The sequence below is a fragment of the Agromyces tardus genome, assembly GCF_003710805.1.
GTDB lineage: Bacteria > Actinomycetota > Actinomycetes > Actinomycetales > Microbacteriaceae > Agromyces > Agromyces tardus.
Window position 1 is genome coordinate 1 of sequence record NZ_RHHB01000071.1, and the last position, 14,668, is coordinate 14,668.

Below are 14,668 nucleotides of genomic sequence, written 5' to 3' on the forward strand. Positions count from 1 at the left end.
GGCCGGGCCGCCGGGCAGGGGGCCGCGGCATCCGACCGCCCTGTCGCCGCCGGGGCGCGCCCCGGTCGCCGCCGAGCCGCGGGGGCCGGCGCAGTAGGCTGACCGGTGTGACCGGCTCAGCTGCGCTCCTCACCGACCGATACGAGCTCACGATGGTGGATGCCGCGCTGCGCGACGGCACCGCCCACCGCGAGAGCCTGTTCGAGGCGTTCGCCCGCCGACTGCCCGACGGGCGCCGGTACGGCGTCGTCGCGGGCACCGGCCGCCTGCTCGAGCTCATCGAGCGGTTCCGCTTCGAGGACGCCGAGCTCGAGTGGCTCGCCGAGCACCGCGTGGTGCGGCAGGAGACGCTCGACTGGCTCGCCGACTACCGCTTCCGCGGCGACGTGTGGGGGTACCGCGAGGGCGAGGCGTACTTCCCCGGATCGCCGCTGCTCACGATCCAGGCGACCTTCGCCGAGGCCGTGATGCTCGAGACGGTCGTGCTCTCCACACTCAACTTCGACTCGTCGGTGGCGAGCGCCGCGGCCCGAATGGTGTCGGTCGCGCTCGGCCGCCCCATCGCCGAGATGGGCTCCCGGCGCACCAACGAGCGCTCCGCGGTCGCCGCCGCCCGGGCCGCATACATCGCGGGCTTCGACGCCACGAGCAACCTCGAGGCCGGTCGCACGTGGGGCATCCCCACGATGGGCACCGCGGCGCACGCCTTCACCCTGCTGCACGACACGGAAGAGGCCGCGTTCCGCGCGCAGGTCGCCGCCTTCGGGCCGGGCACCACCCTGCTCATCGACACCTACGACATCGCGACGGGCGTCGAGACCGCCGTGCGGGTCGCCGGCACCGGGCTCGGCGCCGTGCGCATCGACTCGGGCGACCTGCCCTCGGTCGCCGCCGCCGTGCGCAGGCAGCTCGACGAGCTCGGCGCGGTGGGCACGAAGATCACGGTCACGAGCGACCTCGACGAGTTCCTCATCGCGGCGCTCTCGGGCGCGCCCGTCGACTCCTACGGCGTCGGCACCTCGGTCGTCACGGGCTCCGGCTCCCCCGCCGCGGGCATGGTCTTCAAGCTCGTCGCCCGCAAGGACGACGGCGGCGAGTGGGTGTCGGTCGCGAAGTCGTCGACCGCGAAGGTGAGCGTCGGCGGGCGCAAGAACGCCGCCCGGCGCCTCGACTCCACGCGAACCGCGCGCGAGGAGATCGTCTACGTCGGCGACGGACCCGACGGCGAGGCGGAGTTCGAGGCGGACTCGACGCTGCGGCCGCTCATGGTGCCGCTCATGCGCGGCGGCCGGGCGGATGCCGCGTACACCGGCCACGCGGGCGTCGCCGCCGCGCGGGCCCATCGTGCCCAGGTGATGCAGGAGCTGCCGATCGAGGCGTTCCGCCTCGGACGCGGCGAAGCCGTCATCCCCACCACCTACCGCTAGGAGGCGCAGCCGCGTCCTTGCGGCACGGGATCACTCGCCCTTGAGGCGCTCGTATATCTCCTTGCAGGTGGGGCACACCGGGAACTTCTCCGGGTCCCGCCCCGGGGTCCACTTCTTGCCGCAGAGGGCCTTCACCGGCTTGCCGGTGATCGCCGACTCGAGGATCTTGTCCTTCTTGACGTAGTGCGAGAAGCGCTCGTGGTCGCCGGGCTCGATCGCCTCCTCCTGGAGGAGCTTCTCGAGCTCGCGATCGAGGACCGAGGTGCCTCCGCCGGGTGCGTCGGGGTCGGCGATGCTCGCGCGCGCGGGTTCGATCATGCGGACGATTCTACGCCGGGATCGGGGCGCCGGGTCGGGCGCGGCATCCGCTCGACCGCAGGTCCCGCTGGGCCGCGGGTTCCGCTCGGCCGCGGCATCCGCTCGGGGCTCAGGCGCGCAGCGCCGCGGTGAGGATCTCGGGGCCGCGCCGCTCGAACACGCGACCGCCCTCCCAGATCCCGAACGCGAGGGCGATCACGCCGAGGCCCACGCCCGAGGCGAACGCGGCGGCATGCCACGCCGGGTCCTCGAAGAAGCCGAGGGCGGCGAACACCACGGCGGGCACCGCGACGAGCAGCGACCCGAACATCGTGAACGACTGCACGAGCGCCGTCATCGCGCCCGACGACTGGGGCGCCTGGAACGGGCTGTCGCCCGGCTTCACGGCCGGGTACGGGAACCGAGCCGAGATGATCGAGCCGACGCCGAGCCCGCCGAGCAGGAGCGCCGTGCTCACGCCGAGCAGCGACGGCAGCAGCCGCCAGTCGTCGATCACGAACACCGTCACGGCGCTGCCGAGGCCGATCACGAGCACGCCCGTGATGATCACCGGCACGAGCCGGCCCGCGCGGTCGGCGGTGCCGCGCACGCCCGACGCGATGTGCGCCCACACGGCGGTGCTGTCGTAGGCGGTGTCGTTGTGCAGGCTCCACCCGAGCAGCAGGCACATGAGCGGCACGGGGATGAGCGCCACGTAGAGCGAGGGCACTCCGGCGAGCGAGAGCGGGATCATGACGAACAGCGGCACGATCGGGATCATGATGAGCGACACCCAGTAGCGTGCGTCACGGCCCCAGTAGGTGAGGCTGCGCGCCGCGATGGCGCCGGTCGGGGTGTGCGGCATCCGGTCGAACCAGCCGAGTCCCCGATAGCTCTTGGCGGATGCCGCGCGGCCCGGGGTCACGAGCATCCGCGCCACGAGCGACTCCCAGCCCTTCCAGATGAGCGCGAGCGTGCCGGCGGCGATGAGGAGCTTCACGAACGCCGCACCCCACTGCCCGGCGGCGGCATCGCCCGGGAAGGCGAACGCGGCGCCCAGCGGGGTCCACGAGAGCGTCGCGGCGATCGTCGAGAGCGCGCGCAGGCCGGAGCTCGCCCAGTCGCTCGAGACGAGCGCCACGATGACGGGCGTGACCATGACGAGCAGGAGCAGGCCGATCACGCCGGCGACCTCGCGCGCACGCCGGGTCGAGAGCAGCAGCGACGCGAGTCCCGTGGCCACGCGGGCGAGCAGCAGGCACGTGGCGAAGGCGAGCACGGCGCCGATGACGGCGAGCACCGTGGCCCCGAACCCGCGCGACCACGTGACGACGGTGCCCGACAGCACGATGGCGAGCACGAGGGCCGGCACGCCGATCACCGCAGACAGCGCCAACCCCACGGCCATCGTGCGGTTCGGGATGCCGAAGAGCGCGAAGCGGCGGGGGTCCATGGTGTCGTCGACGCCGAACACGAGCGGGAAGATGATGAATCCCGCGACCGTCGCCGCACCGGCGACGGTGATCGCATCGCGCACGATCTCGACGTCACCGGCGAATCGGAGCCCGACGAGCGCCGTGAACAGGAACACCGCGACGCCGAGTCCGTACACGAGCCCCACGACGATGCCGACGACCTGCCAGGTGCTCCGCCGGAAGATGTTGCCGAGCAGGCGCAGTTTCAGTCGGAGAAACTGTGCAACCATTCCATGCCTTCCGCTGCCTTGCGCCCGCCGGCGAGTTCGACGAACCGGTCCTCGAGGGTCTGGCCCGCGCGCACCTCGTCGAGGGCACCCGACGCGAGCACGCGGCCGCCGACGATGATCGCGGCCGAGTCGCAGACCCGCTCGATGAGGTCCATGCCGTGGCTGGAGAGCAGCACGGTGCCGCCGCCGGCGACGTACTGGTCGAGGATGTCGGTGAGGTTCGCCGCCGAGACCGGGTCGACCGACTCGAACGGCTCGTCGAGCACGAGGAGCCGCGGCGAGTGGATCATGGCACACGCGAGCGCCACCTTCTTCGTCATGCCGGCGGAGTAGTCGGCGACGAGGCGGTCGAGCGCGTCCTCGAGCCCGAAGGCGGCGGCGAGGTCGGCGCTGCGCTCGCGGACCGTGCGCTGGTCGAGCCCGCGCAGCACGCCCGAGTAGTAGAGCAGCTCCGAGCCCGTGAGCCGGTCGAACAGCCGGAGCCGGTCGGGCAGCACGCCCGTGGCCCGTTTCGCGGCCCGCGGGTCGGCCCAGGCGTCGATGCCGTTGACGTGCACCGTGCCGCCGTCGGGGCGCAGCAGCCCGGTCACCATCGAGAGGGTCGTGGTCTTGCCGGCGCCGTTCGGGCCGACGATGCCGTAGAAGGATCCCGCGCGCACGTCGAGCGAGATGCCGTCGACGGCGGTGTTGTCGCCGAAGCGCTTCACGAGGCCCTCGATCACCAGGACCCGGGGCGCGTCGGCCGAAGGAGCGGGTCGAGCCACGCGCAGCGTGCGCTTCTTGCGCGGCTTGGGCGCGCGGGGCGCCACCGCGATGACGGCCACGGCCTGCTCGGCGCCGACGGCCCGGTCGTCGGGCTGCGGTTCGGGGGCGCCGACCGCCTCGCCGGGCTCGATCGGTTCGACCTGCGGCTGCGCCTCGGTGGTCGAGGACTCGCGAGCGGGCGCCTCGACCAGGTCGTCGGTCTCGGGGGCGAGCGCGGCCGACGCGGCGGCGGATGCCGTCACCGCGGCCGCGAGCCCCACGGCAGCCGCATCGACCCGGGCCTGCTCGTCGACGTCGGCCTCGAGCTGGGCCGCCTCGAGCTGGGCTGCCTCGAGCTGGGCTGCCTCGACATCGGCCGCCTCGAGATCGGCCGCTTCGACGGATGCGTCGTGTTCCGCCGTCGGCGTCGCGGTGCCGGTGTCGGTGCCTGCGCCCGCCGGAAACGGTGCAGCCGTCGCGGCGGCCGTCTCGGCCGTGGCGGCAGCCGCCTCGGCGACGCCGGACGGCTCGGGCTTGCGCGGCGATCGCTCGGCGGCGGTGGTGTCGGTGGTGATCGACGCGGCCACCTGCTGGCGCGTGGCTGCAGCACGACGCCGTGCCTCGGCGCTCGTCGCCCTGGACTGCGCGCCCGACGCCGCCGGCGTGCGCGCCGACTTGGCGGCCTGCCCGCGTGCGGATGCCGCGTCCGAGGACGCCGCGCGCGACGCGGCGCTGCGCTTCGACGCGGCATTCGTGTTCGATCGCTTCGACGGACGGGGCTTGGGGGCGGGCTTCGACGCGGCCGGCTCCGCCGAGGGCCCGGTCGAGCCGGTCGCGCGGCCCGTCTCGCCGGCCGATTCCGGGGCAGGTCGCTTGCCGCCGTCGGGCTTGGAGCCCACGGCGTCCCCCCGAACGGCAGACACCCCCGTGCCGGTGCCTCCGGGAGTCTCGTCGTCGTGATCGGATCGCGAAACGGAAGTCACCACGCAAACCTACCAATGTCCCCCGCCGGAACGCTCATGGGGGACTCGGTGCAGGCCCTGAAACCTGTGCATCGCCTGTGCGTCGCATCACGATCCCACTACGACAAGTACCATTCGCGAGCACTCGAGGGGCGCCTCCCGGTATCGTGGGGACCGGCATAACGGCGTGTCCATTTTCGAACTTCCGGATGAACAGACGGCGAACTCGCAACGACGAGCGCGGCTCGCTGCATCCGCCTACCGAAGGAGATGCAGTGACCACTCAAGTCGTGATCCTTGCCGCAGGCATGGGGAGTCGGCTCGGCCGATCCCTCCCCAAGCCTCTCACCGAGCTCAGCGACGGCCGCACCATCATGGGCCAGCAGTTCGACAACATCGCGCACGCGTTCGGTCGCAACGCCAGCGTCACCATCGTGGTGGGCTACAAGCTCGAGCACATCATCGAGGCGTTCCCGCAGGCGTCCTTCGTCTACAACGAGGAGTACGACCAGACGAACACGTCGAAGTCGCTCATGCGCGCCCTGCAGGCGTCGCAGGCCGGCGGCGTGCTCTGGATGAACGGCGACGTCGTCTTCGACCCGCGCATCCTCGACCGCGCGCTCCCCTTCATCGCACGCGACCAGTCGTTCGTCACGGTCAACACCGCCAAGGTGTCCGACGAAGAGGTGAAGTACACCACGACCGCCGAGGGCTACATCAAGGAGCTCTCCAAGACCGTCAAGGGCGGACTCGGCGAGGCCGTGGGCATCAACTACATCTCCAGCCGCGACAAGGCCACGCTGCTCGCGCACCTGGCGCGCGTCGGCGACCAGGACTACTTCGAGCGCGGCATCGAGCTCGCGATCGAGCAGAACGGCCTCCTCGTCGAGCCGATGGACGTCTCCGACCTCTACGCGGTCGAGATCGACTTCGCCGAAGACCTGGAGCGCGCGAACCACTTCGTGTGATCACACGCACGCAGCAGTGAAGAGCGGATGCCACGTGGCATCCGCTCTTCGCATGTGCGGCGCCGCCCGTGGCGGGCGCCGGCTCGCACCGGCGCGTCGGACCGCCACCGGTGCGAAGGCCACCGCCCTCCGGCATCTACGATGAGATCGTGATGAGCTACGCCGACTCGCATCCGCTGACGCGGACGCCGTGGGCCAAATACCGACATGCCCTGTGGCTGCTCACCACTCGCGACCTCAAGGTGCGCTACTCCACGTCGGCGCTGGGGTACTTCTGGTCGGTGCTCGACCCGCTCGTGATGGCGGCCATCTACTGGTTCGTGTTCACGCAGGTGTTCAACCGGCCGGTGGGCACGGAGCCCTACATCGTGTTCCTGCTCTCCGCGCTGCTGCCGTGGATGTGGTTCAACGGCGCGGTCTCCGACTCGACGCGCGCCTTCCTGAAGGACGCGAAGCTCGTGCGCTCGACGAAGATCCCGCGCACGATCTGGGTGAACCGCATCGTGCTCTCGAAGGGCATCGAGTTCCTGCTCTCCCTGCCGGTGCTGGCGCTCTTCGTGCTGTTCGCGGCCGTGTTCGGCGCCGACGTCACCGTGGGCTGGGAGGTCGTGCTGTTCCCGCTCGCGATCGCGCTGCAGGCGATGCTCACCGCCGGGGTCGCGCTCATCGTCGCGCCGCTCGTCGTGTTCTTCCGCGACCTCGAGCGGGCCACCAAGCTCGTGCTCCGCTTCCTCTTCTACGCCTCGCCGATCGTGTACGGCACCGCCAACCTGCCGGAGCAGCTGCACTTCTGGGCGGCGTTCAATCCCCTCACCGGCATCTTCGGGCTCTACCGGTCGGCGTTCTTCCCCTCTGAACTCGACTGGTTCGCGGTCGGCGTCGCCGCGGGCATGTCGGCACTCCTGCTCGCCATCGGACTCTGGGTGTTCCGCAACTCGGAGCGACAGGTGCTGAAGGAGATCTGATGACCGATGCCGCCATCCTGACCGACGGCCTGGGCGTGCGATTCCGGCGCAACCGTCGCGGACGCCGATCGTTCAAGGACCTGCTCGCCGGCCGCCGCCGACGCACGCGCCCCGACGAGTTCTGGGCGCTCCGCGACGTGTCGATCGTCGTGCGCCCCGGCGAGGCGATCGGCGTGGTCGGACGCAACGGCCAGGGCAAGTCGACCCTGCTGAAGCTCGTCGCCGGGGTCATGCTGCCCGACGAGGGCTCGGTCACGGTGACGGGCGGCGTCGCACCGCTCATCGAGATCACGGGCGGATTCGTCGACGACCTCACCGTGCGCGACAACGTCTACCTCACGGCGGGCCTGCACGGCATGAACCGCGCGCAGATCGACGCGAAGTTCGACGAGATCATCGGCTTCGCCGACATCGGCAACTTCCTCGACACGCCCTACAAGCACCTGTCGAGCGGCATGAAGGTGCGCATCGCCTTCGCGGTCATCTCCCAGCTCGAGGAGCCCATCCTGCTCGTCGACGAGGTGCTCGCGGTGGGCGACAAGGCGTTCCGGGAGAAGTGCTACCGCCGCATCGACGAGCTCCTCGAGGGCGGCCGCACCCTCTTCTTCGTCTCGCACAGCGAACGCGACCTGCGCCGCTTCTGCACGCGGGGCCTCTACCTCGACAAGGGCCGCCTCGTGCTCGACGGCCCCATCGACGAGGTGCTCGACCGCTACAACGCGGAGCAGACCTAGCGCGCGTCGGTCGGCTCCGCCTAGCACGCGGTCGCCGCCGTGTCACGCCCATGACCTTCACGGCCGGCGCGCCTAGGATCGTCGACATGCCCGACCGTGTGCACCGGATCACCTCGCTGGGGAACACCGCCCCGCGGGAACCCGGCCCCGACGACTTCGCCGGGGCTCCTCCCGGCGCGCCCGGCGCACCTGAGCCGGGAGCCGAGGGGATCCCGGCCCACGAGCGCGCCCAGGGGGTCGAGCGCGGAATCGACCGGCTCCTCGCGATCCAGCGTCCCGTCGTGCTCGCGCACCTCCGCGGCATCCGCCGAGGGCACCCCACCGCCTCGCCCGACGAGATCGTGCGCATCCTCGAACGCCGGTACCTCACCGCGGTGACCACGGGCGGCGCCGCCGTCGGCGCGACCGCGGTCGTGCCCGGCATCGGCACGGGCGTGACGCTCGCGCTGTCGGGCGTCGAGACCGCGGCGTTCCTCGAGGCCACGGCGCTGTTCGCGCAGTCCATCGCCGAGGTGCACGGCATGCACGTCGAGAACCCCGAGCGCGCACGCGCCCTCGTCATGACGCTCATGCTGGGGCGCGAGGGCATCGACCTCGTGCGCCAGTTCGCGGCGCAGGCCACCGGCACCGGGGCTGCGCGCAACGTGTACTGGGGCGAGGTGATCACCAACGGGCTCCCGAAGGCCCTCATGGGCACCGTCGTCGATCGGCTGCGGCGGTCGTTCATCTCGCAGTTCGCGGTGAAGGGCGGCGCGGGCATCGTCGGCAAGGCGCTGCCCTTCGGCATCGGCGCGGCGATCGGCGGCGCCGGCAACCACATGCTCGGCCGGCGGGTGCTGCGGCAGTCGCGCACCGCGTTCGGCAGCGCTCCGGCGGTGCTCCCGTACGATCTCGAACCTCGGGCGACCGACTCGGTGCTGCGCACGGCGGGCCTGCGGATGTCGCGGGGCGGTGCCCTGATCGCCTCGGCGACGAGTCGCGGCATCCGCGCCGTGAATCGCACCGTGCGACCGCGCAAGCACGAGACGGCCTCGCTCGACGAGTCGGCGTTCCACGACGACGCGCCGGCCGCCGAGGGCCAGGCCGCCGAGGGCTGACCTCAGTCGACCATCGGGATGTCGTCGGCCTGCTCGGCGGCCTCGCCCTCGGCGTCGTGCTCGTCGATCTCGGGGTCGGCGGCATGCAGGGCCGCGAACCGGTCCCATTCCGCCATCAGGTGGTCGACGGCGGCGTGGAAGCGCTGCGTCGTGACTCCGGGGGTCGTGTCGCCGAAGTAGCGCTCGACCCAGAAGCCCAGCCGCTCGAGCGCCGCCTCGTCGTGGGCGACCTCGTCGACGCGGGCCGCCATGGCCTCGCCGTCGGATGCCACGAGCCACTCGCACGCCGACAGGTACCCGCCCGTGTCGATCTGCGCATCGGGGTTCACGGGGCGGGTGATGAGCAGCGGACGCCCGGCCGCGAGCCGGTCGTAGACCATCGCCGAGATGTCGACGATCGCCACGTCGGCGGCCGCGAGCTGCCAGCCGAGCGAGGGCCCGTCGTCGTAGACGTGCTGCGCGCCCGGATCCGCCGCGTTGGCGGCGGCGATCGCGTGGATGATCTCGCGGTTCGCCGCGCCGTACTCGTGGTCGACGACGCCCGATCGCGGGTGCGGGCGGTAGATCACGCGGTGCCGCCCGGAGGCGAGCAGGCTCCGCACGAGGGCCACGCCGTGCGACGCGATCGAGCCGTAGGCGGCGGCCCCGCGATCGCCCTCCCACGTGGGCGCGTAGAGCACGACGTCCCGGTCGTCGGGCGTGTAGGGCAACGGCGAGCCGTCGAGGTAGTGGTCGGCCTGCGGGCGCCCGATCGGGATGGCGCGCTTGTCGAAGTCGTAGTCCCAGAGCACCTTCTCGAGGCGGGCGCGCGCGGCGTCGCCCGCGATGAACGCGTAGTCGTAGGCCTTGAACTGGTTCGTGGTCATGTACATCTTGTCGGACTCGCCGTGGTTGATGAACACATGCCAGCGGCGCCCGTAGCGCATCATCTGGAAGTTCTTCGCGTTCTGGTTCACGTAGAACACGACGTGGAGGTCCTGGTCGTGGATGACCTGCTCGAGGTCGGCGACGCGGCGCACGTACGCGACCGGCACCGGGGACTCCTCGAGCAGCGCGAGGGCCGCTCCCGACGCACGGCTGAGGATCAGCACCGGATGCCGCTCCGCGAGCCTGGCGAGCGGCGCGTACCACTGGCGCAGCTGGTACAGGTTGACCTTGCCGTCGGCGAAGTAGACGCCGACGCGGTAGTGGTGCGGTTCGAGCGGCGCGCGCTGCGCGAGCCTCGCGTGCAGCTCGCGCTGGGCCTTGCGCAGGCGCAGCGTGTCGCGCACGAGCTTGAAGCCGCGCCGGACGTCGTTCGTCATTCCCACCGTCCAAGGGTACCGGGCCGCGAACGGGCCGCCCCGCCGTCGGCGATCGGCGCCGTCGGCGACCGCCCGTCGGCCTCAGACGACGGGTGGCCGGCCGGCGAGCGTCATGCGCCACACCGTGCGCCAGCGCATGGGCCGGCGCTCCCCCGGGTGCTCGCGCCAGCCGGCACGCCAGCCGCCGAACCACGCCCGGAGCGCCGCGGGGTTGCGTGCCCAGCGCAGCACCTGGATCGCCGTCCACGAGCCGACGTAGAGCGGCACGAGCAGCGCGGGCAGGTTGCGGCGCGCGAGCCAGACGCGGTTCCGGGCGTTGAGCCGGTAGTAGTACGAGTGCCGGGCGGGGTCGATGACGGGATGCGCGGCCTCGAGGTCGCCCGCGTACCACGCCCGGTGTCCCGTCTCCCAGACCCGCCAGGCGAGCTCGATGCCCTCGTGGGCGTAGAAGAACGGGTCGGCCCAGCCACCCGTGGCGTCGAACACGGCTCGCGGCATGAGCACCGCGCCCTCCCAGCACGAGAACACGTCGCTCGAGTGGGCCGGGTCGCCCTTGCGGATGCGCGGGATCCACCGGCGCGGCGACTCGAGGCCCGTGGGGTCGACGACGCGCGGCTGCACGAGCCCGAGCTCGGGCCGATCGGCGAGCAGGCGGCATCCGTCGCGCAGGAAGTCGGGGCTCGGCAGGAAGGCATCGTCGTCGAGGAAGAACAGCACATCGCCGGCGACCTCGGGCACGCCGCGATTGCGGCCCGCGGGGATGCCGAGGTTCTCGGGCAGGTGCAGGGTGCGCACCCGGGGCGGCAGCGGCGGTTCGGCGGTCGCCGGGTCCCAGCCGTTGCCGACGCACACCACGTCGACGTTCACGCCGCGCTGGTCGAGCACGCTCCGGATGCCGCGGGCGAGCTCGTCGGGCCGTCGGCCCATCGTGAGCACGACCACGCCGACGTGCGGCGTCGCGGCATCCGCGTCAGGACCGGACACGGCGGGACGCCATGATCGCGACGAAGTGCCCGAGGAGGGCGAGGATCGCGAGCGGGAGCAGGAGCCCGACGACCCACCGGTCGGTCTCGGGCTGGCCCGCGAAGAGACCGACGACGGCCGCGGCGAAGGCGATGAGGGTGAGCTCGACCGAGTGGTAGAGGCGGTGGAAGGGCACGAATCGAGCGGCCTTGCGGAGCGATGCGACGAGACCGCCGCGCGGCGCCGTCTCGCCCTTGCTGTCGGTGAGCTTGGGCAGGCCCGCGTTCGCACGGGCGACGTGCACCATGTCGTTGAGCGCCTTGTTCAGCACGATGACGAGCGCGAGGAGGGCGCCGATCGTGGTCCAGAGGAAGTCGGCGGGGAACTCGAGCGGGTACGCCGCGGCGCGGATGCCCAGTGCGAGCGGGATGAGCGCCTCGGTCGAGTAGTGGCCCACCTTGTCGAGGAACACGCCGGCGGGCGACGAGGTGCGGCGCCAGCGGGCGACCTCGCCGTCGCAGCAGTCGACGAGCATCTGCAGCTGGCCGAGCAGGACCGCGAGCAGCGCGCCCCAGACGCCCGGGATGAGCAGGGCGGCCGCAGTCGACCAGCCCACGAAGATCATGATGCCCGTGACGCCGTTGGCCGAGATCGACGTGCGCAGGAAGAGCCACGTGAGGTACGGCGAGAGGTTGCGCAGATACAGCGACGCGGTCCAGTGCTCGGCGTTGCGGCGGCCGCGCACCTCCGGCGGCTGCGTGACGGCACGGAGCTCCGCGATGCTCCGGGGCTTCGCGCGACTCTCGGTCTCGGGCATCCGTGTCACCTTCCCGTGTGCTTCGCGATGTTGCTGGTGAGGGCCAGGTAGCCGAGCACGAACCCGACGCCCCAGGACACGTGGATGCACGGCAGGACGACGAGGAACCAGCCCGCGGTCGCCCCACCCCGCCCGCGAGCGTACACGAGCGTCGCGACGGCGACGAAGACCGCGTACACGAGCGGCACGGCGAACCCGATGAGCAACCAGGGCGCCTGGCCGAGGGCCGCCTGCACGATGCCCCCGATGCCGAGCAGGGTGCCGACGACGACGCCGAGCACCATGAGCGGCGGGATGAAGTAGCGGATGCCGTTGGACGCGGGGAACCGGCGCGCGAGCTCGCCGCGCCACAGGCCCGTGGAGAACATCTGCCGGGCGAGCCGGTTGAGTGTCGACCGGGGCCGGTAGGTGACCGCGAGCCGCGGCGTGAACCACACGGTGCCGCCCGTCTCGCGGAGGCGGCGGTTGAGCTCCCAGTCCTGACCGCGCTTGATCGACTCGTCGAAGAGGCCGACCCGCTCGAGCGCGTCGCGCCGGAAGACGCCGAGGTACACGGTCTCGGCCGGTCCCTCCTCGCCGCCGACGTGGAACGCCGAGCCGCCGAGGCCCACCTTCGTCGTGTAGGCGAGGGCCACCGCGCGCTCGAAGGGCGTCTCGCCGCGGGCGTCCATGATGCCGCCGACGTTGTCGGCCCCCGTGCGCTCGAGCACCTCGACGGCGACGCGGGCGTAGTCGGCCGGCAGCATCGAGTGCGAGTCGACCCGCACCACCACCGGGTAGCGCGCGGCGCGGATGCCGATGTTGAGGCCCGCGGGGGTCGAGCCCACCTCGTTCTCGAGCACGTGGACGTGCTCGTTGAGCGCGGCGAGGTCGGCGACGAGCTCGGCCGTGCCGTCGATCGACGGCCCGAGGGCGATGAGCACCTCGACGGGGCCCGCGTAGTCCTGCGAGAGGATGGACTCGACGGCAGCGTGCACGTGCGTGGCGTCGTTCAGCACGGGCATGACGTAGGAGACGCCGACGAGCGACGGCGACGCCGCCTGGTGGTGCTGATCGGGCATGTTCCTCACTCGTGCTGGGGTCGATCGAGCCTAGCAGTCGCATGCCGCGCGAGGCCGGTCCGGGCGCGCGACGCGGCGAGGGCCGGGACCCGATCGGTCCCGGCCCTCGCCGTCTCGTACCGGCTCGAGATCAGCCCTCGAAGGTGCCGAGCGTGACCTCGACCGTCGACGACTCGCCGCCTCGCGTGTACGTGACCTCGGCGGTGGCTCCGCCGGCCAGTGCGCGCACCTGCGCGGTGAGGTCGGTCTGGTCGGTGATCGGCACGCCGTTGAACTGCGTGACGACGTCGCCCGACTGGAGACCCGCCTTCTCGGCGGCTCCGCCCGCGCTCACCTCGGAGATGAGGGCGCCGACGATGTCGCTCTTGCCGTCGGCCTCGGCCGAGGTGACCGTCGCGCCGAGCAGGCCGTGGGTGGCCGACCCGTTCTCGATGAGCTCCTGCGAGACGCGCTTGGCGAGGTTGGCGGGAACGGCGAATCCGACGCCGATGTTGCCCGCCTCCGACGAGGTGCCCCCGGCGGACAGGATCGCGACGTTGACGCCGATGAGCTTGCCGTCGGAGTCGAGCAGCGCGCCGCCCGAGTTGCCCGGGTTGATCGCGGCATCCGTCTGGATGACCGGGATCGAGATGGTGCCGGCGTTCTGCGCCTGCGACTGCGAGCCCTGCTGGCCCGGCACGTCGAAGTTCCAGAAGTCGAACGGGCTCGAGCCGTCGCCGGTGCCGCCCTGGCCGCCGTCGCCCTCGCCCGTGTCGCCCTGGCTGTCGTCGGGGGTGGCCGGAGCAGCCGAGGACTGCACGTCGATGCTGCGGTTGAGGGCGCTCACGATGCCGTTCGTCACCGTGCCCGAGAGGCCGAGCGGCGCGCCGATGGCGATCGCCGTGTCTCCGACGTTGAGCTTGTCGGAGTCGGCGAACTCGAGCGGCGTGAGGCCCGAGGCATCCACGAGCTTGATGACCGCGAGGTCGGAGAGCGGGTCGGTGCCGATGAGCTTCGCGTCGTACAGGTGGCCGTCGCTCGTCTTCACTTGGATCGTGGCGTCGGCCGTGGAGCCGTCGAGGGTGACGACGTGCGTGTTGGTGAGCACGTAGCCGTCGTCGGTGAGGACGATGCCCGAGCCCGTGCCCGCGCTCTGCGAGCCCGCGACCGAGATCGTGACGACGCTCGGGCTCGCCTTCGCGGCCACGGCGGTGACCTCGTTGACCGACGCGGTGTCGTTCACGACGATGTTCTGGGCGCCCGACGCGGAGTCGCTCGTGGAGGTGGCCCGGTCGTCGTTGAGGAGCGCGGTGATGCCGGCGCCGGACGCCCCGCCGATGAGTGCGGCGGCGACGATCGCGGCGGCGACCCCGAGCCCCACGCGGCGCTGCTTCGCGGGCCTCTCGGCGAGCCCGACGGGCGCGCCGGATGCTGCGGGCGCGGCGGCCTGCGGTCCGCCGAAGGCGGGCGGGACCTGGCCGCTGACCGGCTGCGTCGGGCCGGTCTGGCCGGCGACCTGCGGCTGCGGCGCGGTCGGGTGCACGTAGCCGGGAGCGTGGTACGGCTGCGGCGCCTGGCCGGGCTCGTACACGGTCCCGGTCGCGGCAGGCTGGGCCGGGGCCGCGGGGGCGGGCGCCGGGGCGGC

At 72.1% G+C, this 14,668-nt stretch carries 13 protein-coding genes; 5 read left to right on the forward strand and 8 right to left on the reverse strand.

What is annotated here, in order from left to right; all coding sequences use genetic code 11:
- Window positions 1-107 precede the first annotated feature (107 nt).
- Window positions 108-1,427, forward strand: coding sequence for a nicotinate phosphoribosyltransferase (locus EDM22_RS18475; protein ID WP_122938553.1), 1,320 nt, complete (start codon window positions 108-110; stop codon window positions 1,425-1,427).
- 30 nt (window positions 1,428-1,457) lie between these two features.
- On the opposite strand, the gene EDM22_RS18480 is transcribed toward EDM22_RS18475, so the two are convergent.
- From EDM22_RS18480 to EDM22_RS20270, 3 genes are all read right to left on the reverse strand, one after another.
- Entirely contained in the window at window positions 1,458-1,745 is a 288-nt protein-coding gene (locus tag EDM22_RS18480) for a DUF3039 domain-containing protein (protein WP_122938554.1), read from the reverse strand.
- A 109-nt stretch (window positions 1,746-1,854) separates the two neighbouring features.
- Window positions 1,855-3,429: a hypothetical protein gene (locus tag EDM22_RS18485; RefSeq protein ID WP_122938555.1), complete on the reverse strand. Its 1,575-nt coding sequence runs from the start codon at window positions 3,427-3,429 to the stop codon at window positions 1,855-1,857.
- Window positions 3,405-5,072, reverse strand: a complete 1,668-nt coding sequence (locus EDM22_RS20270) for an ATP-binding cassette domain-containing protein (RefSeq protein WP_376918012.1) — start codon at window positions 5,070-5,072, stop codon at window positions 3,405-3,407. The genes EDM22_RS18485 and EDM22_RS20270 overlap by 25 nt, the downstream gene beginning before the upstream one ends.
- A 338-nt stretch (window positions 5,073-5,410) precedes the next feature.
- On the opposite strand from EDM22_RS20270, the gene EDM22_RS18500 reads away from it, so the two are divergent.
- The 4 genes from EDM22_RS18500 to EDM22_RS18515 all read left to right on the forward strand — a co-directional run bounded on the left by EDM22_RS18500 (window position 5,411) and on the right by EDM22_RS18515 (window position 8,899).
- Window positions 5,411-6,103 (forward strand): phosphocholine cytidylyltransferase family protein, encoded by a 693-nt coding sequence (locus tag EDM22_RS18500; protein WP_122938557.1) that lies wholly within the window; start codon window positions 5,411-5,413, stop codon window positions 6,101-6,103.
- A 152-nt stretch (window positions 6,104-6,255) separates the two neighbouring features.
- Window positions 6,256-7,068, forward strand: a complete 813-nt coding sequence (locus EDM22_RS18505; RefSeq protein WP_122938558.1) for an ABC transporter permease — start codon at window positions 6,256-6,258, stop codon at window positions 7,066-7,068.
- Window positions 7,068-7,802: an ABC transporter ATP-binding protein gene (locus tag EDM22_RS18510; RefSeq protein WP_122938559.1), complete on the forward strand. Its 735-nt coding sequence runs from the start codon at window positions 7,068-7,070 to the stop codon at window positions 7,800-7,802. Before EDM22_RS18505 ends, EDM22_RS18510 begins: the two co-directional genes overlap by 1 nt.
- A gap of 86 nt (window positions 7,803-7,888) precedes the next feature.
- On the forward strand, window positions 7,889-8,899 hold the full coding sequence (locus EDM22_RS18515) for a hypothetical protein (RefSeq protein WP_212591992.1): 1,011 nt from the start codon (window positions 7,889-7,891) through the stop codon (window positions 8,897-8,899).
- Window positions 8,900-8,901: 2 nt separating this feature from the next.
- Here EDM22_RS18515 and EDM22_RS18520 read toward each other — a convergent pair whose 3' ends face one another.
- From EDM22_RS18520 to EDM22_RS18540, 5 genes are all read right to left on the reverse strand, one after another.
- Window positions 8,902-10,209, reverse strand: a complete 1,308-nt coding sequence (locus EDM22_RS18520; protein WP_122938560.1) for a CDP-glycerol glycerophosphotransferase family protein — start codon at window positions 10,207-10,209, stop codon at window positions 8,902-8,904.
- Window positions 10,210-10,284: 75 nt separating this feature from the next.
- The gene (locus tag EDM22_RS18525; RefSeq protein ID WP_122938563.1) at window positions 10,285-11,130 is read right to left on the reverse strand and encodes a glycosyltransferase family 2 protein; all 846 of its coding nucleotides are present in this window, start codon (window positions 11,128-11,130) and stop codon (window positions 10,285-10,287) included.
- A 43-nt stretch (window positions 11,131-11,173) separates the two neighbouring features.
- Window positions 11,174-11,983 (reverse strand): CDP-alcohol phosphatidyltransferase family protein, encoded by an 810-nt coding sequence (locus tag EDM22_RS18530; RefSeq protein WP_122938561.1) that lies wholly within the window; start codon window positions 11,981-11,983, stop codon window positions 11,174-11,176.
- Between the two features lie 5 nt (window positions 11,984-11,988).
- Window positions 11,989-13,044: a glycosyltransferase family 2 protein gene (locus EDM22_RS18535; protein ID WP_245989548.1), complete on the reverse strand. Its 1,056-nt coding sequence runs from the start codon at window positions 13,042-13,044 to the stop codon at window positions 11,989-11,991.
- Window positions 13,045-13,174: 130 nt separating this feature from the next.
- Window positions 13,175-14,668: S1C family serine protease (locus EDM22_RS18540; protein WP_122938565.1), on the reverse strand; the 1,494-nt coding region annotated here is incomplete at its 5' end.

What these genes read in the sequence shown, in the direction of transcription:
- EDM22_RS18535 (WP_245989548.1), bottom strand. Translation starts at nt 13,044, where the DNA reads ATGCCCGATCAGCACCACCAGGCGGCGTCGCCGTCGCTCGTCGGCGTC.
- EDM22_RS18515 (WP_212591992.1), top strand. Translation starts at nt 7,889, where the DNA reads ATGCCCGACCGTGTGCACCGGATCACCTCGCTGGGGAACACCGCCCCG.
- EDM22_RS18505 (WP_122938558.1), top strand. Translation starts at nt 6,256, where the DNA reads ATGAGCTACGCCGACTCGCATCCGCTGACGCGGACGCCGTGGGCCAAA.
- EDM22_RS18510 (WP_122938559.1), top strand. Translation starts at nt 7,068, where the DNA reads ATGACCGATGCCGCCATCCTGACCGACGGCCTGGGCGTGCGATTCCGG.
- EDM22_RS18530 (WP_122938561.1), bottom strand. Translation starts at nt 11,983, where the DNA reads ATGCCCGAGACCGAGAGTCGCGCGAAGCCCCGGAGCATCGCGGAGCTC.
- EDM22_RS18525 (WP_122938563.1), bottom strand. Translation starts at nt 11,130, where the DNA reads ATGGGCCGACGGCCCGACGAGCTCGCCCGCGGCATCCGGAGCGTGCTC.
- EDM22_RS18480 (WP_122938554.1), bottom strand. Translation starts at nt 1,745, where the DNA reads ATGATCGAACCCGCGCGCGCGAGCATCGCCGACCCCGACGCACCCGGC.
- EDM22_RS18485 (WP_122938555.1), bottom strand. Translation starts at nt 3,429, where the DNA reads ATGGTTGCACAGTTTCTCCGACTGAAACTGCGCCTGCTCGGCAACATC.